This window comes from Rhodoplanes sp. Z2-YC6860 (assembly GCF_001579845.1).
Classification (GTDB): domain Bacteria; phylum Pseudomonadota; class Alphaproteobacteria; order Rhizobiales; family Xanthobacteraceae; genus Z2-YC6860.
Window position 1 is genome coordinate 3603170 of record NZ_CP007440.1, and the last position, 22657, is coordinate 3625826.

17 protein-coding genes are annotated in these 22657 nt (G+C 62.9%); 14 read left to right on the forward strand and 3 right to left on the reverse strand.

Features of this window, described 5'->3' with window-relative positions; genetic code table 11:
* Window positions 1–200 precede the first annotated feature (200 nt).
* From RHPLAN_RS16565 to RHPLAN_RS16585, 5 genes are all read left to right on the forward strand, one after another.
* Entirely contained in the window at window positions 201–1685 is a 1485-nt protein-coding gene (locus RHPLAN_RS16565; RefSeq protein ID WP_068019983.1) for an amidase family protein, read from the forward strand.
* A 62-nt stretch (window positions 1686–1747) separates the two neighbouring features.
* The gene (locus tag RHPLAN_RS16570; RefSeq protein WP_068019986.1) at window positions 1748–3538 is read left to right on the forward strand and encodes a thiamine pyrophosphate-binding protein; all 1791 of its coding nucleotides are present in this window, start codon (window positions 1748–1750) and stop codon (window positions 3536–3538) included.
* Window positions 3539–3598: 60 nt separating this feature from the next.
* Complete coding sequence (locus RHPLAN_RS16575) at window positions 3599–4564, forward strand: Bug family tripartite tricarboxylate transporter substrate binding protein (protein WP_198164983.1); 966 nt, start codon at window positions 3599–3601, stop codon at window positions 4562–4564.
* A gap of 261 nt (window positions 4565–4825) precedes the next feature.
* On the forward strand, window positions 4826–5743 hold the full coding sequence (locus tag RHPLAN_RS16580) for a TAXI family TRAP transporter solute-binding subunit (RefSeq protein WP_068019990.1): 918 nt from the start codon (window positions 4826–4828) through the stop codon (window positions 5741–5743).
* Window positions 5744–5772: 29 nt separating this feature from the next.
* Window positions 5773–6768 (forward strand): Bug family tripartite tricarboxylate transporter substrate binding protein, encoded by a 996-nt coding sequence (locus RHPLAN_RS16585; protein ID WP_084245053.1) that lies wholly within the window; start codon window positions 5773–5775, stop codon window positions 6766–6768.
* Window positions 6769–6851: 83 nt separating this feature from the next.
* Here the strand turns inward: RHPLAN_RS16585 and RHPLAN_RS16590 are convergent, their stop codons facing one another.
* A complete protein-coding gene (locus tag RHPLAN_RS16590) occupies window positions 6852–7433 on the reverse strand; it encodes a phage portal protein (protein ID WP_198164985.1) in 582 nt (193 codons plus the stop codon).
* Window positions 7434–7616: 183 nt separating this feature from the next.
* Between RHPLAN_RS16590 and RHPLAN_RS16595 the strand changes: the two genes are divergently transcribed.
* Window positions 7617–8807, forward strand: coding sequence for a glycosyltransferase 87 family protein (locus RHPLAN_RS16595; protein ID WP_068019997.1), 1191 nt, complete (start codon window positions 7617–7619; stop codon window positions 8805–8807).
* Here the strand turns inward: RHPLAN_RS16595 and RHPLAN_RS39415 are convergent.
* A complete protein-coding gene (locus RHPLAN_RS39415) occupies window positions 8768–9142 on the reverse strand; it encodes a hypothetical protein (protein ID WP_157100310.1) in 375 nt (124 codons plus the stop codon). The genes RHPLAN_RS16595 and RHPLAN_RS39415 overlap by 40 nt on opposite strands.
* Before the next feature lie 543 nt (window positions 9143–9685).
* Entirely contained in the window at window positions 9686–10384 is a 699-nt protein-coding gene (locus tag RHPLAN_RS16600) for a cyclic nucleotide-binding domain-containing protein (protein WP_068019999.1), read from the reverse strand.
* 219 nt (window positions 10385–10603) lie between these two features.
* Between RHPLAN_RS16600 and RHPLAN_RS16605 the strand changes: the two genes are divergently transcribed.
* Genes RHPLAN_RS16605 through RHPLAN_RS16640 form a run of 8 tightly spaced genes read left to right on the forward strand, consistent with a single transcriptional unit; the run spans window position 10604 to window position 22622 of the window.
* Window positions 10604–13366, forward strand: a complete 2763-nt coding sequence (locus tag RHPLAN_RS16605) for a nitrate/nitrite transporter (RefSeq protein WP_068020001.1) — start codon at window positions 10604–10606, stop codon at window positions 13364–13366.
* Between the two features lie 12 nt (window positions 13367–13378).
* A complete protein-coding gene (locus RHPLAN_RS16610) occupies window positions 13379–17155 on the forward strand; it encodes a nitrate reductase subunit alpha (RefSeq protein WP_068020003.1) in 3777 nt (1258 codons plus the stop codon).
* Window positions 17152–18684 carry a nitrate reductase subunit beta gene (gene narH, locus RHPLAN_RS16615; protein ID WP_068020004.1) on the forward strand — a complete coding sequence of 511 codons (1533 nt, stop codon included), beginning with the start codon at window positions 17152–17154 and terminating at the stop codon, window positions 18682–18684. The genes RHPLAN_RS16610 and narH overlap by 4 nt, the downstream gene beginning before the upstream one ends.
* Window positions 18681–19406, forward strand: coding sequence for a nitrate reductase molybdenum cofactor assembly chaperone (gene narJ, locus RHPLAN_RS16620; RefSeq protein ID WP_068020006.1), 726 nt, complete (start codon window positions 18681–18683; stop codon window positions 19404–19406). Before narH ends, narJ begins: the two co-directional genes overlap by 4 nt.
* A gap of 10 nt (window positions 19407–19416) precedes the next feature.
* On the forward strand, window positions 19417–20202 hold the full coding sequence (narI, locus tag RHPLAN_RS16625; RefSeq protein ID WP_068020008.1) for a respiratory nitrate reductase subunit gamma: 786 nt from the start codon (window positions 19417–19419) through the stop codon (window positions 20200–20202).
* A gap of 4 nt (window positions 20203–20206) precedes the next feature.
* Window positions 20207–21076, forward strand: coding sequence for a peptidylprolyl isomerase (locus RHPLAN_RS16630; protein ID WP_084245055.1), 870 nt, complete (start codon window positions 20207–20209; stop codon window positions 21074–21076).
* Between the two features lie 11 nt (window positions 21077–21087).
* Entirely contained in the window at window positions 21088–21369 is a 282-nt protein-coding gene (locus RHPLAN_RS16635) for a hypothetical protein (protein ID WP_068031348.1), read from the forward strand.
* 11 nt (window positions 21370–21380) lie between these two features.
* On the forward strand, window positions 21381–22622 hold the full coding sequence (locus RHPLAN_RS16640) for an NnrS family protein (protein ID WP_237180158.1): 1242 nt from the start codon (window positions 21381–21383) through the stop codon (window positions 22620–22622).
* The last annotated feature ends 35 nt before the right edge of the window (window positions 22623–22657 follow it).

Sequence of the window (22657 nt, forward strand, 5' to 3'; positions counted from 1 at the left end):
GCTTCCATCGGCGGATGCCAGCGCATGGATGTTGTGGTCGACGGAGTTTTCCCGATCTGGGGCGCTTGCGCCGGTTCCTGGGCGCGTTCGCGCGAGCCGCTCTTCGACCTGAGCACCGCGCGGGATGCCAAGGCAGGTCTCGATCGCGACAAGCCGTGCGCGACACGCAGGTCGGAACAACACGTGAAGGAAGAGGACAGATGGCAGCGAAGCCCTTTCGCGTCGTAGAAGCGACGATCGCGGATATCCATGCGGCCTATCGGGATGGCGCACTCACGGCGCGTCAACTCGTCCAGGCCTATCTCGATCGCATCGAGGCCTATGACAAGAAGGGGCCTGGTATCAATTCCGTCATCTCTCTCAACCCGAAGGCCCTCGAAGAGGCCGATCGGCTGGACGCAGCAATGCGGTCGTCGGCCCTTGTCGGGCCGATGCACGGCATTCCGATCCTGATGAAGGATCAGGGCGACGTCGCTGGAATGCCCACGACGCTCGGCTCGGTGCTGTTCAAGGACTACATGCCGAAGGCGGACGCCTTTGCGGTCGCGAAGCTGCGGAAGGCTGGCGCCATTTTCCTGGGCAAGGTCACGCTCGGCGAACTCGGCGGCGGCGATACCCACGGATCGCTGTTCGGTTCGACCAGGAATGTCTACGACCACGAGCGAACTGCCGGCGGATCGTCCGGCGGCTCGGGCGCCGCCGTCTCTGCGAATTTCTGCACCGTGGCGGTCGGACAAGAGGGCTTTTCTTCCATCCGCCGCCCGGCGATCTGGAACGGCGTCGTCGGCATGCGACCGACCATCGGACTCGTCAGTCGGGGCGGCGTGTATGGCGGCTGGCCGACCGTCAACGGCTCGCTCGGTCCGATGGCGCGAACGGTAACTGACCTCGCCAAGTTGCTCGACGGAATGGTGGGGTACGATCCGAACGATCCCGTGACCGCATATGGCATCGGTCGAACCGCGGACAGCTATTCGGCCGGCCTGAAGCCGGATGCCCTGAAAGGCGCGCGGCTCGGCATTCTGCGGCAATCGATGGGCTATGACTCCGAGCCCGGATCCGAAGACTTTGCGAAAGTAACGGCAGTGTTCGACAGGGCGGTGGCCGATCTTCGGAAGGCGGGGGCCGATGTGATCGATCCAATCGTCATTCCGGACCTCAACGCTCTGCTCGATCTGCGCGCGCGCGACGTCGCGGCCGACGATCGGATGTTCGAACTGTATTTCGCCGGCGGGCAGGCGCCGTTCGCCACCCGCGAAGCCGCAATGGCCTCTCCGCTGTTTGCGAAAGTCTCGAAGAGTGCCAACCGGCGCTGGACCAACGCCGATACGCCCGCGCAGCACCACGCCTACATGAAGGCGCGGGAGACACTGATGATCAATCTGCTGCAGGTCATGGCGGACCACAGGCTCGACGCGATCGTTCATAAGGCCGTCGAGCATCAGCCGACGTTGATCAAGGACGGCGTCAACCCGCCCTTCGTCGACCAGAAAGGCGCTCCTCACATCAACACGTATTTGATGTTCGTGCCGTCGATCGTCGTGCCAGCGGGCTTCACGCGGGACAATCTTCCTGCCGGCATCACGTTCCTCGGTCGGCCCTACGACGACGCGAAAATGATCGAGCTTGCCTATGGCTATGAGCAGGCGACGCAGCACCGGAAGGCGCCGCCGTCCATGCCCTGAAGCTTGGGCAGCGGCTGAACTCCTGCGCGTGCGTGCTCACGAGGAATGAAGAAAGAGAGAAAATGCAGAACATCAAGATGAGCGACGTCGACCAGCCGAATCTGCCTGCGGAGTTTCCGATCGGCTGGAAGAGCGACGTTGCCGCCGAAATGCTCCGAAAGCTCGGCATTCGATATGTCGCGTTGAATCCCGGCGCGAGCTACCGCGGCTTCCACGACAGTCTTGTGAATTATCTCGGCAATCAGAACCCGCAGATGATCATGTGTCTGCATGAGGACCATGTCGTCGCGATTGCTCATGGCTATGCCAAGGCGGCCGATGCGCCGATGGCAGCGGTGCTGCACTCGAATGTCGGCCTGATGCATGGTCTGATGGGGCTTTTCAATGCTTTCTGCGATCGCGTACCGATGGTCGTGATCGGCGCCACCGGCCCGGTCGTTCCGGAAAAGCGCCGGCCGTGGATCGACTGGATTCATACCTGCAAGGACCAGGGCGCGTTGCTGCGCAACTACGTCAAATGGGACGATGAGCCGCGCTCCGTGGAAGGCGTCGTGGAAGCGTTTCTACGTGGCTACCAACTCACGTGCTCCACCCCGAATGCACCGGTCTATATCTGTCTGGATGCGGGCCTTCAGGAAGAGGCGGTCTCCGGCGAAGTCCATATCCCCGACATCGAGCGTTATCGTCCCAAGACCCGCCCAGCCGCTCCGGCCCAGGACGTTCAGGCCGTTGCGGACGCCATCAAGGCGGCCAAGACCCCCGTCTTCATGTTCGGCCGCGGCTCGCGCGATCAGGCGCACTGGGACGCACGGGTGAAGCTCGCGGAACTTGCGGGTGCTTCGGTCATGAGTTCGCAACGGGAACGGGCTGCATTCCCCACGCAGCACGGCTTGCATGTGCTGCCGCCGATGGGCTCGATGAGCGCGGCCGCGAAGGATTTGCTCGGAGCGGCAGATCTGATCGTCAGCTTCGACTACAGCGATCTGCAAGGCTTTCTGCGCCAGCTCAACCGCCGCACAGGGACGATCAAAGCGAAGATCGTCCATGTCTCGGTGGACGACGTTTTGCACAACGGCTGGAGCATGGACTACTTCGGGCTGCCGCCGACCGACATCGGCATCGCCGCGGATCCCGATGCTTTCGTCGAACAGCTGTATCCCGCCCTCGAGAGCGTGCTCGGCGGAAAGAAGCGCTGGGATGGCCAGTCGCGGCGCAAGTGGGAGCCGCTGAACTACAGCGAGCGAGCAGATCAGGTCCTGATGCCGAGCGATATCGAGGTGGCGCTGGCGGAGATACGCAGAGACCGGAAGTTCACGCTCACCCACCTTTCATTCGGATGGGCCGGCCGTGCCTATCATTGGAACGATCCACTGGACTATCTCGGCCACGACGGTGGCGCGGGTCTCGCCGCGGGGCCGGGCCTTGCCATCGGCGCGGCGCTTGCGCTCAAGGACACGGATCGGTTCGTCATTTCCGTCGACGGTGACGGCGATTTCATGCAGGGCGCAACCGCATTGTGGACGGCCGCGCACTATTCGATCCCGGCATTGTTCATCATTTCGAACAACCGCTCGAACTTCAACGATGAGATCCATCAGGAAGCGGTGGCCAAGGATCGGTCACGGCCGGTCTCCAACAAATGGATCGGACTGCGCATCGACGAACCGGCGCTGGACATCGCCAGTCTGGCCCGATCGCAGGGCGTCGAGGCCGAAGGGCCCGTCAAGTACAAGAAGGCGCTGCTGGAGGCGCTGGAGCGCGGTCTCGCCATCGTGGCCTCAGGCCGGCCTTACCTGATCGATGTTTCGGTCCTGCCGGGCTATGCGAACAAGCTGGTGACCAGGGGCGACTAGTCCCGGCTATTTGGCATTCAGCTTGCTTTCATGCTCCGCACCAACTCGAGGACCATCCGTGTGAGAAAACTTGTTGTCTGCTTCATGCTCGTCGTGGCGTGTGGCGTATCGTCCGCCAACGCCCAATCGTTTCCGAACCGTCCGGTGCAGATCATCGTGCCGAGTTCGCCGGCCGGAATTACCGACATCGCCGCTCGCGTTCTGGCGGAACGTCTGTCCCGGCTCTGGGCCAGGCAAGTCGTTGTCGAAAACCGCCCGGGCGGCGGCGGCTCGATCGCGGTTGGCACGATCACGCGGGCAACGCCCGACGGCTACACGCTGCTGATGAGCACGAATGCCGAGCTGGCGCTCAATCCCGTCATCAATCCAAACACCAAGTACGACTTCCGCAAGGACTTCGTGCCGCTGGCGATGGTGACGAACAACCCCATGCTGGTGGTCGCCAACAGCGCGACGCCTTACAAGTCACTGGCGGACGTCATCGCGGACGCGAAGAGCAAGCCGGGCCATCTCGCGTGGGCATCGCCCGGTGTCGGTACGTGGAATCACATGACGGGCGAGTGGCTGTTCTCGGCACTCGGGCTCAAGCTCACTCACGTTCCCTATCGGGGTGGCGGCCCCGCCGGCACCGCCATCGCCGGCGGCGAGGTCTCGCTCGGAGTTGTTGCGATTTCCTCGGCGCTGCCTCACGTCCAGTCTGGACGAATGAGGGTTCTGGCGCTGACCACCGAGAAGCGCTCGAAATTCGATCCATCCTGGCCGACCATCGCAGAGACGGCTGTGCCGGGCTTCAATTCGACGCAGTGGGTCGGGCTGTATGCGCCCGCCGGTATCGACGCGGCTCTGCGCGATAAGATCACGGCCGACGTCGTTGCTTCGCTGGCCGAGCCTGAGACGCGTGCCCGCTTCGAAACCGCTGGCGTGGAGGTCATCGGTGCGGATGGGGCAGCCGCACTGAAACAGCTTGAAAAGGACAGCACGATCGCGACCGAAGTCAGCCGCACTGCAAACATCCGCGTGGAGTAAGAACGACCGCCGGCCCTGATGATCACGGCTGGCGGTTTACATCTGTCCATCCTGGCTGAGGGCCTTCCAACTTCGTCACCAATCGCAGGTATCGGCGAGAGCCGTGCGACGTCGCGAGCCGTAACTGGGTTGGCCAATCCGCGGAAAATTGACGGGTGGTGTGGCGGCACGCTTAAATGTCTTGCCGCTCAACCATCGAACTGTCGCCGGATGTCCAAACCTCCATCCACGCCCAGCCCCGTCGCAATCCGATCGCGCATCATGCTGGAAATGGCTTGCGAACTGGTGGCGATGAACGACCAGCCGATGCGTCAGGCGAAGGTTCTGCTGCGCCCGCAGGGCTCCGCCGAGCAAGCCGATTGGCCGTTGCGTCTGTTCGGCTCCAGCACGGGCGAGGGCGTGGATGCCGTGGTGTCGGGAGAGTCCGCCGTGGCGATCATCAACCCGTCCGGTGCGCTGGCCGTCGCCCATCGCGGATCGCCGACGAAGCCGCCGGCGCCGGTTCGCACCATCACGGTGATCCCGTCCCACGACCAGTATGTTTTTGCGGTGCATCCGAGCACCGGGCTGTCTCGCTTCGAGGATATCCGTGAGCGGCGGCTTCCTTTGCGCCTCTCGCTGCGGGGACAGCGAGATCACTGCCTTCACTCGATGCTCGACGACATCCTTCATGCTGCGGGCTTTTCACTGGCCGAGTTGCAATCGTGGGGCGGCACCGTCACATACGAAGGCAGGACACCATATTTCTACGAGCCGAAGTTCGAACGTCTGATCCGCGGCGAACTCGACGCCATATTCGACGAAGGCGTATACGAGTGGGCTCCCCAAGTCCTGGCGGCGGGCATCAGAATACTGCCGTTGGCCGAGCAGACCGTGCGCAAGCTCGAAACCTTGGGTTACAGGCGCGGTACGATCGCCAAGGCTAAATACCCGGCCTTGTCGCAAGACGTCCTGACGATCGACTTCAGCGGCTGGCCCGTCTTCGTCCGCGACGATCTTCCGGACGCCCTGGTCACGCAGATGTGCGCCGCCCTCGATGCGCGCAAACATCTCATTCCATGGGATGGCGATGGCCCGCTTCCGCTCGAACGGATGTGCCGCGATGCTCCCGATACACCGATCGATGTGCCTTTGCATCCTGCCGCCGAACGTTTTTGGCGTGAGCGCGGATATCTCTGAGGGAGCGCAAGAGGAGAGGGGCGAGCACAATGAGGTTACGTACAGCGATACGGGAGATCGCGTTTGGCGTCGGCGCGCTGGTGCTGTCGTCCACGCTCGCTCTGGCCTTTCCGGACCGTCCGATCACGATCATCGTGCCATCGTCGCCGGGCGGGTCCACGGACCTGATGGCGCGCATCATGGGCCAGAAGCTGACCGAGCGCTGGGGCCAGCCTGTCGTCATTTCGAACGTGGCAGGCGCAGGCGGCAGCATCGGCGCGGCGCGTGCGGCGAAGGCGGCTGCCGACGGCTATACGTGGCTGATGACCACCAATTCTCCGCTGACCACAAATCTCGCTCTCTACAAGTCCCTCGATTACGACACCGAGCGGGACTTTCAAGCGGTGGCGATGATTGCCCAGAGTCCGATGCTGCTGGTGGCCAATCCAAGGCTTGGTGTTCGCACGGCCAAGGACCTGGTGGAGGCTGCAAAAAAAGAACCAGGCAAGATTGCCGTCGGCATCTCAGGATTTGGCGCCGGTACCCATCTCGCGATTTCGGAATTCAGTCGACTGACCGACACGAAGTTCACGATCGTGCCTTATCGCGGCGGTCCGCCGATGCTGGCAGCCATGATCTCGGGCGAAGAGGTTTTGGTCGGATTCAGCGACATCGTGCCTGCATTGCCTCTGGTTCGTGACGGGAAGTTGCGCGCCATTGCAACGCCGTTGCTGCAACGCTCGGCGGCTGCGCCCGAAGTGCCGACCATCGAGGAGGCTGGCGTGCCGAGGATCGACGTCACCTCGTGGAATGGCATCTTCATCCCAAAGGCCACGCCCGTGGAGGTCGTCAAACTCATCAATGGCGAGGTCAATCGCATCTTCAGCGAAGCGGACGTCCGGCAACGGATCGAGGCGATAGGGCAAAATCCGGTTCCGGCGATGTCGCAAGAACAGTTTGCAAGCTTCGTGCGCGCCGAGATACCGCGCTGGCGCGAGATTGTGCGAAACGCCCATATCGAAATTCAGACTTTGCCGGCGCAATAGGACAGGCGCTGTGTGATGGAGACGGCGAGATCACTGAGGTGCACGCCTGCGCGGATTGCCGAACAACTTGCCAACATGCGTCTCTATTGCGATGGCGAGGCCAATCGCTTCGCTGCATTGGCGGATGGCAGAGCGGTTGAGGGCAGGGGCATCGAAGTTCCCACGATGGTTGGGACATGCAGAATGTCGCGCCAAGAGTACGTGCGTTGCCCGCCCGCTGCCGTAACCCTATACGCCGGCTCGAGCGTTGCGCGGTCGATCTCTTCCGTCACTGCATGCGGGTGAAGGCGGATCAACTCGACGATTCTTTCGCCGTTGCGGTTGGCAAGCGCGTAGCCCGCGCCGTGCATGATGGCGTCGTGTTCGAGCTCCATCACGAATTGAGCGGCGCTCGTCCAGCCGTTGGGGCGGTCGTGAAGCAATCGATAGAGCGGATGATCCGCCGCGCGCTCTTTGCCGTCGTCGTTTCGGCGCTTGTAGAGGACGATGGGCAAGGTACCTAGCACTTCGCAGCGAACGCGCACGCCGGCAAAGACCGCTGGGCAGCGGAGCGCGCGCTCTGGCGAGACCGCGATGTCCGATGATGTACGCACGGCATAGTCGACCAGGGCTTCCCGGCCCGTGGTGGTAGATTTGCGCTCAGCGCGGAAAGGCCAAAGTTGCATGTGCGGTCCGGATCGTCCCGGATCGAACATGGGGGAGGCGCGCTATAAGGTCATTGGTAATTTCAATACGTTACTCGCACTTCCGCTACTTGGCGCGAGGTTGCAAGCACGAGAGCAGTCGTGGGCGGAGCAAATGGAACGTCAGCTTTCGACAACTTCCGACATTCGGGGGGTGCGATATCAATGCAGAACGTTGGGAACGGGCTAACCAAGGGGCGCCAGGCAATCCTCACGGGATTGATGGCTTGGTCGCTTGCGATGCTTTGGCTGTGCTGGCGGTCTGGAATACAGCACGACTACGAGGCCTACCTTCAGCTTTGGGATAGTTTCTTGGCAGGTCAGGACCCCTGGCAACCTGAGAATGCTTATGGACCCTTGCACACTGTCACCGGCTTGCTTCGCCATTTTGGTCCGCTTGCACCGAAGTTCGTCATAGTCGGTACAATGCTTATCGCCAACGCATTTTTCGTGTCGGAACTACTTAGGCGAAGAGGCGTAAGTCCGATCCTGATAGTCTATCTGCTCGCAGTTCCAACCAACGTGCTGGTCGTGGGTATGGGCATTATCTATGGCCTAAACGATGCGATGGTCGCCACGCTGCTTGTCGGCGCTGTCATCTTGAGGTGTCGAAACCAATTCCTCTGTTGCGGCGTCCTTGTTGGCGTCGCGGCCCTCACAAAATACTATCCGCTGTTGCTGCTGCCGTTCTTTGCGCTCGATAAAGGCCGCATACGCTGGATCGTCATTGCGGGTGGAGCAGGGGTCTTTGGCCTCGGGTTTGCGGCCGCTCTCGCGGTCTGGGGAAATGGCCCCCTCAGGGCAATCGCATTCGGTGCGGAACGAGGTCCAAAGCTCCTCTCTATCATTAGCGCTCTGAGCAGCGTGTACGGCGATGGATTTACCGGCTGGTTGATCAGGTACAATTCGCTCTTCGTTGTCTTAGGCGTCGCGGCCACGCTACTTTTTTCGTGGAAAGCGCGTCTCAATTGGCTTGAAGGCGTCGTCATCGGCTACTTGACGATGCTTACCCTCTATAAGGTCGGTCATCAGCAATTCTACATCCCCTGGCTATTCATGGTGGCCTCGCTGCCGCTGATGTCTAGCCGGCCGTCTGACGTGATCGCTATGATCCTGATGCCGGCAGTTCTTCTGCTGTCTCTCTATCAGTTCGGCTATCAGTTTGGCTCCGACGGCTACCAAAAGCAGCTATTCTGGATACGCCAATTCGCCGGCTTCATCGCCTTCTTAGTCAGCGCAACAAGCATTGCTGTTTGTTCGATGTATCTGTCTACCTTCCGCGGCAACGTTTCATCGAGACAAAATCGCGTGACCAGTCAGATGATCGCGGACCCCACCGTGGGTGACACGAACTGACGCCATTGGCACTTTGCCGACATTGAACGGGATCCGTTGCAGCTTGGTTGTCTGGGGCGCAGCGGACTTTGGGCGCTTAACGACAAGTGAACTCCGCGCTGTAATCCGGTCATCTTCTTCTTCATCGGCGCTTGATCACTTGGGTGCAGCGCGATTGCTCGCTCAAGTGCGACCAGAATGGCCGCTTCGTACTTGCTGGCGATGTCCGCGAGCTGCTCACAGCCAAGTCCTGTCCATGCCTTCATATCGGTCTCCTTGCCGCGCTCGGCGGCGTTGATATGGTCGCGTAGTTCTTCGTATTGCCGCTGTGCTTCGCGCCGCGCGGGATTGGTCATCGACCACGCGCGCCCGCGACGAAGGACGGGTCCGGCCTCAAGTCGGTTTCTGTCTAAATAGCGGCCCCAGTCATCGATGGTTTTCTGGAGCGGCTTGCCAAGGCGGCTCTCCGGTCGAAGGTTTGGCTCTCCCGGTGGACGATCTTGCCGGCCCGCATTATGACGATTTGCGCGTCGAAAACGGACGGGCCGTTCTTACGTGTGCGTTCGACTATTGTGCCCATCGTGGGCGGGTACGTTTTCAACGTACTTGCCTTGCGACAATATGAGAACATACGCAGAAACCAACAGCGATCAGCGAGCCGGCAACCCTGTGAAAATGCCCGAGAAATCTGCGGAATCGCCAAAAAGCCAGCAATGGCGGTTTGCCGTAGCACCCATGATGGAGAGGAGCGACCGAGAGGGATTTTGCTTATCATTCAGCTGTTGTGTTTGACGGATTGCTGCGTGTCGTACCGCTTGACGTACGTTTGGGATCGCCGGACTACGAACAGGCGTTCAATGAGCACGGAAGCCATCATCGACAATCTAGGGCGCGCCTTTTCACGCGGCTGACTCGTCGATCAGCCGGTGAGGTTTGGCGAGGCGCCGCAGCTTTGTTTTGTCGATGATGGCGATGTCCCGGCCTGACACCGACACGCCGTGGTCGGACAGGCCGGCAAGATTTCGAGACAGGTTCTCCGGGGTCATGCCCAAGCGCGCGGACAAGGTACGCTTGTCGTGGCCAAGCGTGACGCGGTCATGGCCGCCCTGAAGGCGATCCTCTTCCAGAATCCAGTTCGCCAGCCGCTCGATGCTCGATCGGAGCTTGTGGTCTTTCAGGACTCGGATCGTGCGCCGATAGCGCTCGGCCAATTCGCCGACCACGGCGCGGGCGAAGGCCGCATCGCGGCCGAACAGGTCCCGTACGGCTTCCGCCGGAAGCATGAGGATGCGCGCGGGACCAAGCGTTCGCGCCGACTTCAAATACACCTCGTCTCGAATGACCGCCGCGAGAATGAAAGTGGTCAGTGGGCGAATGACGTCGATGGTGGTCTCATGGCCTTCCCAGTTCGCGAACAGCTCGACGCTCCCTTCGACCACAACATGGAGGAAATCCGGCAGATCGCCCTCTCGAATCAAGACGGTGCGCTCTGGAAACGTTTGCAGGAACGCGGCTTTCATCAGCGCATCAAAATGCGCGTCGGCCATGTCCGCGAACAGCGGCAGATGGCGAACCAATTCGGCGTCGGATTTGCGCATGTTTTTGACCCTACCCAATGCGGCCAAGCAATGTCTTGATAAATATCAATCGATAATAAAACAAAGATCATTTCCAATATTCGAAGAGATCAACTGCGTTACTTTGCAGTCGATTTCTTCGCAAGTGCAGTATTACGCTTGATCTAGCTCAACGTGCTCGCAGGTCATCTCGGTATTCGTCGTTTCGGCATTTGGAAATCAGGCCGGAACGAGGGAATCATGTCTGGGGCAGAACCCGTTTCAACACGCGAACAGGGCAAGGCCCTGTGGCTCTCGACCATCGCATTCACAGTTTGTTTTGCGGTCTGGACCATCTTCGCCATCATCGGCGTCCGCATCAAAGATGAGCTCGGCCTCAACGAGACCGAATTCGGCCTCTTGGTCGGCACCCCGATCCTGACCGGCTCGCTCATTCGCCTGGCGCTCGGCATTTGGACCGATCAGTACGGCGGCCGGGTCGTCTACACGGTGACGATGCTCGCGGCGGCGGTCGCGACCTTCCTTCTGTCCTATGCGCACACCTATCCGCAGATGCTCCTGGCCGCGCTGGGCGTGGGTATCGCCGGTGGCTCGTTTGCGGTCGGCATCGCGTATGTCTCGCGCTGGTATCCGTCCGAGCAGCAGGGCCTCGCGCTCGGCATCTTCGGGGCTGGCAATGCCGGTGCCGCCGTCACCAAATTCGTCGCGCCGTTCGTCCTCGTCGCTTATGGCTGGCAGGTGACCGCGCAGGTCTGGGCCGCCGCCATCGCGCTGATGGCCGTCGTCTTCTGGTTCACCACCACCGACGATCCGGTGCTGCGCGAGCGCCGCGCCCGCGGCGAAAAACCGACCAGCGCGTGGGTCGAGCTCGAACCCTTGAAGAACATCCAGGTCTGGCGCTTCGGCCTCTATTACTTCTTCGTGTTCGGCGCGTTCGTTGCGCTGTCGCTTTGGCTGCCGCGCTACCTGATCAACGTCTACGGCATCGACATCAAGACGGCCGGCATGGCAGCCGCGATGTTCTCGCTGCCGGCAAGCCTGTTCCGTGTCTATGGCGGGCACCTCTCGGACCGCTACGGCGCGCGGCGCGTGATGTACTGGACCTTCATGGTCAGCGTGGTCTGCACCTTCGTGCTGGCCTATCCGCCGACCGATTACGTCGTGCGCGGCATCCAGGGCCCGATTGCCTTCCACATGGAGATGGGTCTGCCGCTCTTCATCGTCACGGTGTTCGTGCTCGGCTTCTTCATGGCGCTGGGCAAGGCCGCGGTCTACAAGCACATCCCCGTCTACTACCCGAAGAACGTTGGCGCCGTCGGCGGCCTGGTTGGCATGATCGGCGGGCTTGGCGGCTTCGCGCTGCCGATCGCGTTCGGCGCGCTCAACGATCTGACGGGAATCTGGACCAGCTGCTTCATGTTGCTGTTCCTGCTGGTCACCGGTGCGCTCTTGTGGATGCACATGGCGATCCGGCAGATGGAGCGCGGTGTGGCCGAGGCGGAGCTCGCCAAGCTCCCCGAGCTTCCCGAGATGCAGGAGATCCACAAGCCCGAGCATATCGGCGCGCTCTCCGGCAAGGTCATCAAGGACTGGCGTCCGGAGGACAAGAAGTTCTGGGAAACCACGGGGCGCGCCATTGCGCGGCGCAACCTGTGGCTCTCGATCCCGGCGCTGCTCTTGTCCTTTGCGGTGTGGCAGGTGTGGTCGGTGGTGGTCGCCAAGTTGCCATCGATCGGCTTCAACTTCACCACCGAGCAGCTGTTCTGGCTCGCGGCGCTGCCGGGCATTTCCGGCGCGGTGCTGCGCATCTTCTACTCCTTCATGGTGCCGATCTTCGGCGGCCGGCTGTGGACCACGGTTGCGACCTGGTCGCTGATGATCCCGGCGGTCGGCATCGGCTATGCGGTGCAGAATCCGAGCACGCCTTACGTTCTGTTCCTGACGCTCGCGCTGCTCTGCGGCTTCGGCGGCGGCAACTTCGCCTCGTCGATGTCCAACATCTCCTTCTTCTTCCCGAGGTCGGAGAAGGGCAATGCGCTTGCGCTCAACGCCGGCCTCGGCAATCTCGGCGTCAGCGTCGTGCAGTTCGTCGTGCCGATTGCGATCACGGCCGGTGTGTTCGGCTGGCTCGGCGGCGAGCCGGTGATGGTCAAGAGCGGAGCCCAGCAGATTCCGCTCTGGCTGCAGAACGCCGGCTTCATCTGGGTGCCGTTCATCGCGGCCAGCGCCTTCACCTGCTGGTTCGGCATGAACGACATCGCCGCGGCCAAGGCTTCGTTCAGCGAGCAGGCCGTGATCTTCCAGCGCAAGCACAACTGGGTGATGTGCTGGCTCTACACCGGCACGTTCGGCTCATTCATCGGCTTCTCGGCGGGCTTTCCGCTGCTCGCCAAGACCCAGTTCCCGGCGATCGATGCGCTGCCCTTCGTGTTCCTCGGTCCGCTGGTCGGTGCGCTGTCGCGCTCGGCCACCGGCTGGGTGTCCGACAAGTGGGGCGGCGCTCGTGTCACGATCTGGGTCTTCATCCTCATGATGGCCGGCTGCGCAGGCGTGCTCTACTTCCTCGGCATCAAGGAGCAGCCGGGCGCATTCTGGGGCTTCTTCGCGATGTTCCTGGTGCTGTTCTTCGCCGCGGGCGTGGGCAATGCCTCGACCTTCCAGATGATCCCCAACATCATGCGGAAGGAGATGGACCGCCTGATGCCGCAGGCCGATGCAGCGGCGCGGCTGCGCCAGGCCGAGAAGGAGTCGGCTGCCATCACCGGCTTCACCTCGGCGATCGCAGCCTTCGGTGCCTTCTTCATCCCGAAGTCCTACGGCACCTCGATCGGGCTCACCGGCGGCGTCGAGGCCGCGCTGTGGGGCTTCCTGATCTTCTACGTGAGCTGCCTCGTCATCACCTGGGGCTTCTACACCCGACGCGGCGGCTTGCTCTACGACGTGGAGCGGCGCCCACCCGCGACCCCTTCAACACCCGTCGCCGCTGCGACACCCGCGGAATAGTGGAGAGCCGCAATGAGTCACTTCCTCGATCGACTGACCTTCTTCACGCGTCCGGCGGAGCCCTTTTCTGACGGCCACGGCATCACCACCACCGAAGACCGCCGCTGGGAGGACGGTTATCGCAAGCGCTGGCAGCACGACAAGATCGTGCGATCGACGCACGGCGCGAATTGCACCGGCTCGTGCTCCTGGAAGATCTACGTCAAGGGCGGCATCGTCACCTGGGAGACGCAGCAGACCGACTATCCGCGCACGCGGCCGGAGCTGCCGAATCACGAGCCGCGCGGCTGCTCGCGCGGTGCGAGCTACTCCTGGTATCTCTATTCCGGCAATCGCGTGAAGTATCCGCTGGTGCGGTCGCGGCTGCTCAAGCTGTGGCGCGATGCCCGCGTCATGCGCACGCCGGTCGGCGCCTGGGCCTCGATCGACGAGGATCCGAAGAAGCGCGAGGCTTACACGTCGAAGCGCGGCCTCGGCGGTTTCGTTCGAGCCACCTGGGACGAGGTGACCGAGATCATTGCGGCCGCCAATGCCTACACCATCAAGCAGCATGGCCCCGACCGCATCATCGGCTTCTCGCCGATCCCGGCGATGTCGATGGTCTCTTACGCGGCCGGCTCGCGTTATCTGTCGCTCATCGGCGGCGTCTGTATGTCGTTCTACGACTGGTACTGCGACCTGCCGCCGTCCTCGCCGCAGACCTGGGGCGAGCAGACCGACGTGCCGGAGAGCGCCGACTGGTACAACTCCGGCTTCCTGATCCTGTGGGGCTCCAACGTTCCGCAGACCCGCACGCCGGATGCACACTTCTACACCGAAGCTCGCTATCGCGGCGCCAAGAGCGTCGTGATCTGTCCGGACTATTCGGAAGCCTCGAAATTCGCCGATCTCTGGATCTCGGTGAAGCAGGGCACCGATGCTGCGCTCGCCATGGCGATGGGCCACGTCATCCTGCGCGAGTTCCATGTCGACCGGCAGGCCAAGTATTTTACCGACTACGCGCGCCAGTATACGGATATGCCATTTCTGGTGCGTCTGGTGAAATCCGAGGGACGGTACGTGCCTGACCGGCTCGTACGCGCCTCGGATTTCGCCGGTACTCTCGGCGAAGCCAACAATCCCGAATGGAAGACCGTCGCGGTCGACGAAGCGAGCGGCGAGATCGTCGTGCCGAACGGCTCGGTCGGCTTCCGCTGGGGCGAGAAGGGCAAGTGGAATCTCGAAGAGAAGGATTCCAAGGGCCGTGACACCAAGCTCTGCCTGTCGCTCGCCGATGTCCGGAGCGAACTCGTCGACGTCGCGTTCCCGTATTTCGGCAACCGCGAGCACGACCATTTCGCCGGCACCGATCATCCGAGCGTGCTGGTCCGCAAGCTCCCGGCGCGGCGCGTTGCGCTGAACGACGGCGAAGCGCTGGTCGCGACCGTCTACGACCTGTTCGTCGCCAACTACGGCGTCGACCGCGGCTTCGGCGGCGAGCACGTCGCGCGGTCCTACGACGCCAACGTGCCGTATACGCCGGCCTGGGCTGAGAAGATCACCGGCGTGCCACGCGACCAGATCATCACGGTGGCGCGCGAGTTCGCGCTCAATGCCGAGAAGACCAACGGCCGCTCGATGATCATCATCGGTGCGGCGATGAACCACTGGTACCACTGCGACATGAACTACCGCGGCGTCATCAATATGCTTGTGATGTGCGGTTGCGTCGGGCAATCCGGCGGCGGCTGGTCGCACTATGTCGGGCAGGAGAAGCTGCGCCCGCAATCGGGCTGGCTGCCGCTCGCCTTTGCACTCGACTGGGCGCGTCCGCCGCGCCAGCAGAACTCGACTTCGTTCTTCTACGCCCATACCGACCAGTGGCGCTACGAGACGGTCGGCGTCGACGAAATCCTGTCGCCGACCGCGCCTCCTGGCCCGTGGGACGGCGCGCTGATCGATTACAACGTGCGCGCCGAGCGCATGGGCTGGCTGCCGTCGGCGCCACAACTCAAGCAGAACCCGTTGGACGTGGCGAAGAAGGCTGCGGCTTCGGGTTTGGAGGCCAAGGACTACGTCGCCAAGGCGCTCAAGTCCGGCGAGTTGCAGATGGCGTGCGAGGACCCGGACCATCCGGACAACTGGCCGCGCAATATGTTCGTGTGGCGCTCGAACCTGCTCGGCTCCTCGGGCAAGGGTCACGAATACTTCCTCAAGCATCTGCTCGGCACGACGCATGGCGTGCAGGGCAAGGACCTTGGCGAGACCGGCAAGAAGAAGCCGAAGGAGGTCTCCTGGCACGACGAAGCGCCGCAAGGAAAGCTCGATCTCCTCGTGACGCTCGACTTCCGCATGTCGACCACCTGCGTATACTCCGACATCGTTCTGCCGACCGCGACCTGGTACGAGAAGAACGATCTCAACACCTCGGACATGCATCCGTTCATCCACCCGCTGTCGGCCGCGGTCGATCCGGTGTGGGAGTGCAAGAGCGACTGGGAGATTTACAAGGCGATCGCCAAGAAGTTCTCGGAGGTGGCGCCCGAGGTGCTCGGTGTCGAGAAGGACGTGGTGATGACCCCGATCCAGCACGACAGCGTCAACGAGATCGCCCAGGCGATCGACGTCAAGGATTGGAAGAAGGGCGAGGTCGAGCCGATCGCCGGCAAGACGATGCCTGCGGTCGCCGTGGTCGAGCGCGACTATCCGAATGTCTACAAGCGCTTCACCGCGCTCGGTCCGCTGATGCAGAAGCTCGGCAATGCCGTGAAAGGCATGGCCTGGAACACCGAGCACGAGGTCGACCTGCTCAAGCGCCTCAACGGCACGGTCACCGCCGAGGGCCCGACCAAGGGGCTGGCGAAGATCGACACCGACATCGACGCCACCGAGGTGATCCTGTCGCTCGCGCCGGAAACCAACGGCGAAGTCGCCGTGAAGGCGTGGGACGCGCTGTCCAAGACCACCGGCCGCGACCACACCCATCTCGCGATACCCAAGGAAGACGAGAAAATCCGATTCCGCGATGTGGTGGCGCAGCCGCGCAAGATCATCTCGGCGCCGACCTGGTCGGGGCTCGAGTCCGAGAAGGTCTGCTACAACGCCGGCTACACCAACGTCCATGAGCTGATCCCGTGGCGCACGCTGACCGGCCGTCAGCAGCTCTATCAGGATCATCTGTGGATGCGGGCGTTCGGCGAGGCGCTGTGCGTCTACCGGCCGCCGGTCGACCTGAAGACCGTCAAGCCGGTGATCGACTCCAAGCCCAACGGCGAAAAGCAGATCGTCCTCAACTTCATCACGCCGCATCAGAAGTGGGGCATTCACTCCACCTACACCGACAATCTGCTGATGCTGACGCTGTCGCGCGGCGGGCCGATCGTGTGGATCAGCGAGACCGACGCCAGGAAGGCCGGCATCGCCGACAACGACTGGATCGAGGCCTACAACTCCAACGGCGCGCTGACCGCGCGTGCGGTGGTCTCCCAGCGCGTGAAGGAAGGCATGTGCCTGATGTATCACGCGCAGGAGAAGATCGTGAACGTGCCGGGCTCCGAGGTCACCGGCCAGCGCGGCGGCATCCACAATTCGGTGACGCGGATCGTGGTGAAGCCGACGCACATGATCGGCGGCTATGCCCAGCAGTCCTACGGCTTCAACTACTACGGCACGATCGGCACCAACCGCGACGAGTTCGTCATCATCCGCAAGATGTCGAAGGTCGACTGGCTCGACAAGCCGACCGCCGACCAACCCGAACCGCTGGCGATTGCGCCCAACAGAGCGCCCAAGATGGAGGCTGCAGAATGAAAATCCGCGCGCAGATCGCGATGGTGCTGAACCTCGACAAGTGCATCGGGTGTCACACCTGCTCGGTGACTTGCAAGAACGTCTGGACCAATCGCGAGGGCGTCGAATACGCCTGGTTCAACAACGTCGAAACCAAGCCGGGCATCGGTTTTCCCAAGGACTGGGAGAACCAGAAGCGCTGGAACGGCGGCTGGAAGCGCAAGAAGAACGGCAAGATCGAGCCGCGCATCGGCTCGAAGTGGCGGGTGCTGGCGAAGATTTTCGCCAACCCCGATCTGCCGGAGATCGACGACTACTACGAGCCGTTCACCTTCGACTACGAGCACCTGCAGAAGGCGCCGGAGATGTCGGCGTTTCCGACCGCGCGGCCGCGTTCGCTGATCACCGGCGAGCGGATGGAGAAGATCAACTGGGGGCCGAACTGGGAGGAAATCCTGGGCGGCGAGTTCGCGAAGCGCTCGCAGGACATCAACTTCGAAGGGGTGCAGAAGGACATCTACGGCCAGTTCGAAAACACCTTCATGATGTATCTGCCGCGGCTGTGCGAGCACTGCCTCAATCCGACCTGCGCTGCGGCCTGTCCCTCGGGCGCGATCTACAAGCGCGAGGAGGACGGCATCGTCCTGATCGACCAGGACAAGTGCCGCGGCTGGCGCATGTGCGTGTCCGGCTGCCCGTACAAGAAGATCTACTACAACTGGTCGAGCGGAAAATCCGAGAAGTGCATCTTCTGCTATCCGCGCATCGAGGCCGGCCAGCCGACCGTGTGCTCGGAAACCTGCGTCGGCCGCATCCGCTATCTCGGCGTCGTGCTCTACGACGCCGACCGCATCGAGCAGGCCGCGAGCACGCCGAACGAGCGGGATCTCTATGAGGCCCAGCTCGACGTGTTCATGAACCCGCATGACGAGGCGGTGATCGCGCAGGCCCGCGCCGACGGCATACCGGAGGCATGGCTCGAAGGTGCCCGCCGCTCGCCGATCTGGAAGATGGCGATAGAGTGGAAGGTCGCGTTCCCGCTGCATCCGGAATACCGCACGCTGCCGATGGTCTGGTACGTGCCGCCGCTGTCGCCGATTCAGTCGGCCGCAGCCGCAGGCAAGATCGGCCATGACGGCGAGATGCCGGACGTCCGGAGCCTGCGCATTCCGCTGAAGTATCTCGCAAACCTTCTGACCGCCGGCAAGGAAGAGCCGGTGGCGCTCGGCCTCGAGCGGATGCTGGCGATGCGGGCCTACATGCGCTCGAAGACCATCGACGGGGTGATCGACGAGAGCATCGCCAAGCGCGTCGGCCTGACCTCGCTCGCGATCGAGGACATGTACCAAACCATGGCGATCGCCAACTACGAGGATCGCTTCGTGATCCCGACCGCGCACCGCGAGGTCGACGAGGACGCCTACGACCTGCGTGGCTCGTGCGGCTTCACCTTCGGCAACGGCTGCTCGGGCGGCGAAACCACCACCAACCTGTTCGGCACGCCGAAGAGCGGCAAAACGCGGTTCAAGACCCCAATGGAGGTCGCATGACGACCATCACCTTCAAGGCGCTGTCGGCGCTGCTCAGCTATCCGACCGCAGAGCTGCAACAGGCGATCCCCGAGTTGATCGTTGCCCTCGACGGCGAGGCGCTGATCTCCGGATCGATCCGCCGCCAGCTCGATGGCCTTCTGAACGAGATCGCCACCGGCGATCTCTACGACCTGCAGGAGCGCTACGTGCTGCTGTTCGACCGCACGCGTTCGCTGTCGCTGCATCTGTTCGAGCACGTGCACGGTGAAAGCCGCGACCGCGGTCAGGCCATGATCGATCTGAAGAGCCTGTATGAGAGCAACGGGCTCGAGATCCGTGCTGCCGAGCTGCCGGACTTCGTGCCGTTGTTCCTGGAGTTTCTCTCCACGCAACCGCGCGCCGAAGCCTACGAGCTCTTGGCCCAGCCGGCGCACATCTTCCAGGCGCTGGCGGAGCGGCTGCGCAAGCGCCACTCGGCCTACGAAGCGGTGTTCCGTACCCTGGTGTCGCTTGCGGCGTCAAAGCCCAAGGGCGAGGACGTGTCGGCGCTGCTGGCGCTGCCCGATCCGGACGCCGACGATCTCGAGGCCCTCGACGCCGCGTGGGAGGACGAGCCGGTGAATTTCGGCCCGAACGCCACGAGCTGCAAGGACGGCATCGTCGCAAAAATCAGAGCGGGCCGCAGGCCTGCTCCGGGTGTCGCCACGGCGGCATCCCGCCCAGTCATCTCGCATTCCTGAGGTCGCCAACATGCGCGAGACGCTGAATTACATCGTGTTCGGCTGGTATCCCTACCTCTGCCTGACCGTGTTCCTGGTCGGCAGCCTCGTTCGCTTCGACCGCGAGCAATACACGTGGCGCAGCGGATCGAGCCAGCTGTTGCGCCGCCGCCAGCTGATGTGGGGCTCGAACCTGTTCCACGTCGGCATCCTGATCATCTTCATGGGACATGCCGCCGGTCTTCTGACGCCGATCTGGGTGTTCGACGCGCTCAGCATCTCGCACACCTTCAAGCAATGGCTGGCAATCGTGGTCGGCGGCGTCGCCGGCGTGATGTGCTTCATCGGCACCACGCTGCTGGTGCATCGCCGGTTGTGCGACTCGCGCATCTTCAAGACGTCGTCGTTCGGCGACATCGCGATCCTGCTGCTGCTCTATGTGCAGCTCACACTTGGGTTGTCGACGATCTTCGTCTCGCTCGGCCATCTCGACGGCCACGAGATGGTGAAGTTCATGAACTGGGCCCAGGGCATCCTGACGTTGCAGCCCGGCGCATCCGCGCTCGTCGCCGACGTGCATCCGATCTTCAAGCTGCACCTGTTCCTCGGCATGACGATCTTCCTGGTGTTCCCGTTCACGCGCCTGGTGCACGTCTTCAGCGCGCCGGTCTGGTATCTCGGCCGCCGCGGTTATCAGGTGGTGCGGACCAGGCGGCCGCTGGCGTTGCGCCGTGCGGCGCGTGGTGCCGGCACCGAGCCGGAGCTTGCGCCGGCGCGACGGCTCGCCGGCCGTCCCAGCCTGAGGCCAGCGGAGTAGTGCCATGACGCTCGTGATCGACAACACCGGGAACAGCGGCCCTCCCAAGCCCGCAGCGGTCCGACCCGCTCCTTCGGCTCCGCCGCTGGTCAGCGTCAACGGTGTCGTGATTTCACGCGACGCCATTGCGCGGGAAATCCAGAACCATCCGGCGGACAAGCCGCTCGCCGCCTGGCAGAGCGCTGCGCGAGCGCTGGTGGTTCGCGAACTGTTGCTGCAGGAGGCTCGCAGGCTTCGCATTGCGGCCGAGCCGGAAACCGATGAGACCGGGCGGCGCGAGACCGACGAAGAAGCGCTGCTCCGCGCGCTCGCCGAACAAGAGATCACCACGCCGGAACCGGACGAAGAGGTCTGCCGCCGCTATTTCGAACGCAATCTGGCGCGGTTTCGCTCGGCGGACATCTATGAGGCGGCTCACATTCTGTTCTCAGCCCGCCACGATGATCCGGCAGCCTTCGCCGAAGCGCAGCGGCAGGGCGAGCTCGTGCTCGCAGAGTTGCAGCGTGAGCCCGGGCGTTTTGCCGAGCTGGCCGAGGTGCATTCCGCGTGTCCATCTGGCGCGCAGGGCGGCAACCTCGGCCAGATCAGCACAGGGCAGACGACGCCGGAGTTCGAGCGGGCGCTGGTGGCACTTCAGCCGGGCGAGCTTTGCCAAAGCCTCGTGCCGACGCGCTATGGGCTGCACATCGTGCGGCTGGATCGATGTATCGAAGGCCGGCAGCTGCCGTTCGAGATGGTCTTCGAGCGCGTTGCCGACTATCTGCGCGAGGGCGTGACCCGGAGAGCCACCGCGCAGTACATCGCGCGGCTGGTGTCGCGTGCCGAGATCAAGGGTGTCGAGATCGAAGGCGCCGAAGCGCACCGCGTCAATTGACGGAGTTGCAGATGCTGCTCGGAGATGTCTTGGCGCGGTTCGATGACGAGGCACTCGCCGCCGAAACGATTCTGCATATCGGCGACCTGTCGCTGATCTCGAAGTTGCGCGAGCAAGCCGACGCCACGGGCGAGCCGCTCGGCGCCTATGCAGCAAGCGCCATGCGGCGCTATGCGGCGGATGCGTCCGATGAGGAATGGGTCACGCTGATGGGTCTGCTCGGGCGCGCCGAGGATCCAGGCGCGGTCTGTTTGCAGCGCGCCTTCGCCTATGTTCTGAAACATGCCCACTAGGTGAAGGACCCGTGTTTCTCTCGAATCCATCCGTCACACCCGAATCTCGTCCGCGCGGCGGCATTCCACGGTTGCGGCCCGGCTCGATGCCGCTGCTGAGCTATGGCTTCCGGCCGTTCTTCCTCGGCGCCGGTGTGTGGGCGTGCATCGCCATGCTGCTCTGGATCGGGCTTCTGTCCGGCCATTGTCGCTTCGCAACCGGTTACGGCGCCGTCGCCTGGCATTCGCACGAACTCCTGTTCGGCTACGTGTCCGCGGTGCTGACCGGGTTCCTGCTGACCGCGATCCCGAACTGGACTGGCCGCCTGCCGTTGCAGGGCTCGCCACTGTTGGGCCTGGTCCTGCTGTGGCTCGCCGGCCGCGTCGCCATGCTCATGACGGACCAGATCGGCAGCGCGGCGGCTGCGATCATCGACGGCGCGTATCTGTTTGTCCTGAGCGGTGCGGTGCTGCGTGAAATCATCACCGGCAAGAACTGGCGCAATCTGAAGGTCGTGGCGCTGACCGGCTCGATCGCGGTCGCCAACGTGATCTTCCATCTCGAAGTGATCCGCTCTGGTGCGCCGGACTATGGCGTCCGCGCCGCCATAGCAGGAATCGTCACGCTGATCGTGCTGGTCGGAGGGCGCGTCATCCCAAGCTTTACCCACAACTGGCTGGCGCGCCGGGGTGATCCAAACCGGCCGGCGCCGCTCGGCCGCCTCGATTTCGTGGCGATCGGAGTCACACTGCTGGCCCTGGTGCTGTGGATGATTGCTCCAGCGTGGCAGGGCAGCGGCGTGGCTCTTGCGGCGGCGGCGATCATGCAGGCTGTGCGTTTGTCTCGCTGGGCCGGGCTCAGAAGCGCGAGTGAGCCGATCGTTCTTATTCTTCACCTCGGCTACGTCTTCGTGCCGCTCGGCGCGCTGGCGTTGACCGTCTCGATCATCTGGCCGGAGTTCCTGCCGCCGACCGGCGCGCTTCACGCGTGGACCTCGGGTGCGATCGGCACCATGACGCTTGCCATCATGACGCGGGCGATCCGTGGCCATACCGGCCACGACATCTCGTCGCCGCCGACCACCAGCCTGATCTACGCGGCGATTCTACTGGCGGCGCTCGCGCGCGCGGTTGCGCCGCTTGTGCCGGAATTCACTGCCGGGCTTTTGTACATTGCGGCCGCGGGGTGGTTCACGTCCTTTGCCATCTTCGTCGCAGTCTACGGACCGATGCTGGTGAAGCGCAGGCGTGACAGCCGCGAATACGGATGCTGATGGGTGACGCGGGGCGCGTTCCATACAGGCAAAGG

Bases quoted from the DNA above. Each gene is read 5' to 3' on its own strand.
- RHPLAN_RS16605 (WP_068020001.1), top strand. From the start codon at position 10,604: ATGTCTGGGGCAGAACCCGTTTCAACACGCGAACAGGGCAAGGCCCTG.
- RHPLAN_RS39415 (WP_157100310.1), bottom strand. From the start codon at position 9,142: ATGACCAATCCCGCGCGGCGCGAAGCACAGCGGCAATACGAAGAACTA.
- narH (WP_068020004.1), top strand. From the start codon at position 17,152: ATGAAAATCCGCGCGCAGATCGCGATGGTGCTGAACCTCGACAAGTGC.
- narI (WP_068020008.1), top strand. From the start codon at position 19,417: ATGCGCGAGACGCTGAATTACATCGTGTTCGGCTGGTATCCCTACCTC.
- RHPLAN_RS16595 (WP_068019997.1), top strand. From the start codon at position 7,617: ATGCAGAACGTTGGGAACGGGCTAACCAAGGGGCGCCAGGCAATCCTC.
- RHPLAN_RS16565 (WP_068019983.1), top strand. From the start codon at position 201: ATGGCAGCGAAGCCCTTTCGCGTCGTAGAAGCGACGATCGCGGATATC.
- RHPLAN_RS16600 (WP_068019999.1), bottom strand. From the start codon at position 10,384: ATGCGCAAATCCGACGCCGAATTGGTTCGCCATCTGCCGCTGTTCGCG.
- narJ (WP_068020006.1), top strand. From the start codon at position 18,681: ATGACGACCATCACCTTCAAGGCGCTGTCGGCGCTGCTCAGCTATCCG.
- RHPLAN_RS16585 (WP_084245053.1), top strand. From the start codon at position 5,773: ATGAGGTTACGTACAGCGATACGGGAGATCGCGTTTGGCGTCGGCGCG.
- RHPLAN_RS16590 (WP_198164985.1), bottom strand. From the start codon at position 7,433: ATGCAACTTTGGCCTTTCCGCGCTGAGCGCAAATCTACCACCACGGGC.
- RHPLAN_RS16635 (WP_068031348.1), top strand. From the start codon at position 21,088: ATGCTGCTCGGAGATGTCTTGGCGCGGTTCGATGACGAGGCACTCGCC.
- RHPLAN_RS16630 (WP_084245055.1), top strand. From the start codon at position 20,207: ATGACGCTCGTGATCGACAACACCGGGAACAGCGGCCCTCCCAAGCCC.
- RHPLAN_RS16580 (WP_068019990.1), top strand. From the start codon at position 4,826: ATGCTGGAAATGGCTTGCGAACTGGTGGCGATGAACGACCAGCCGATG.
- RHPLAN_RS16570 (WP_068019986.1), top strand. From the start codon at position 1,748: ATGCAGAACATCAAGATGAGCGACGTCGACCAGCCGAATCTGCCTGCG.
- RHPLAN_RS16610 (WP_068020003.1), top strand. From the start codon at position 13,379: ATGAGTCACTTCCTCGATCGACTGACCTTCTTCACGCGTCCGGCGGAG.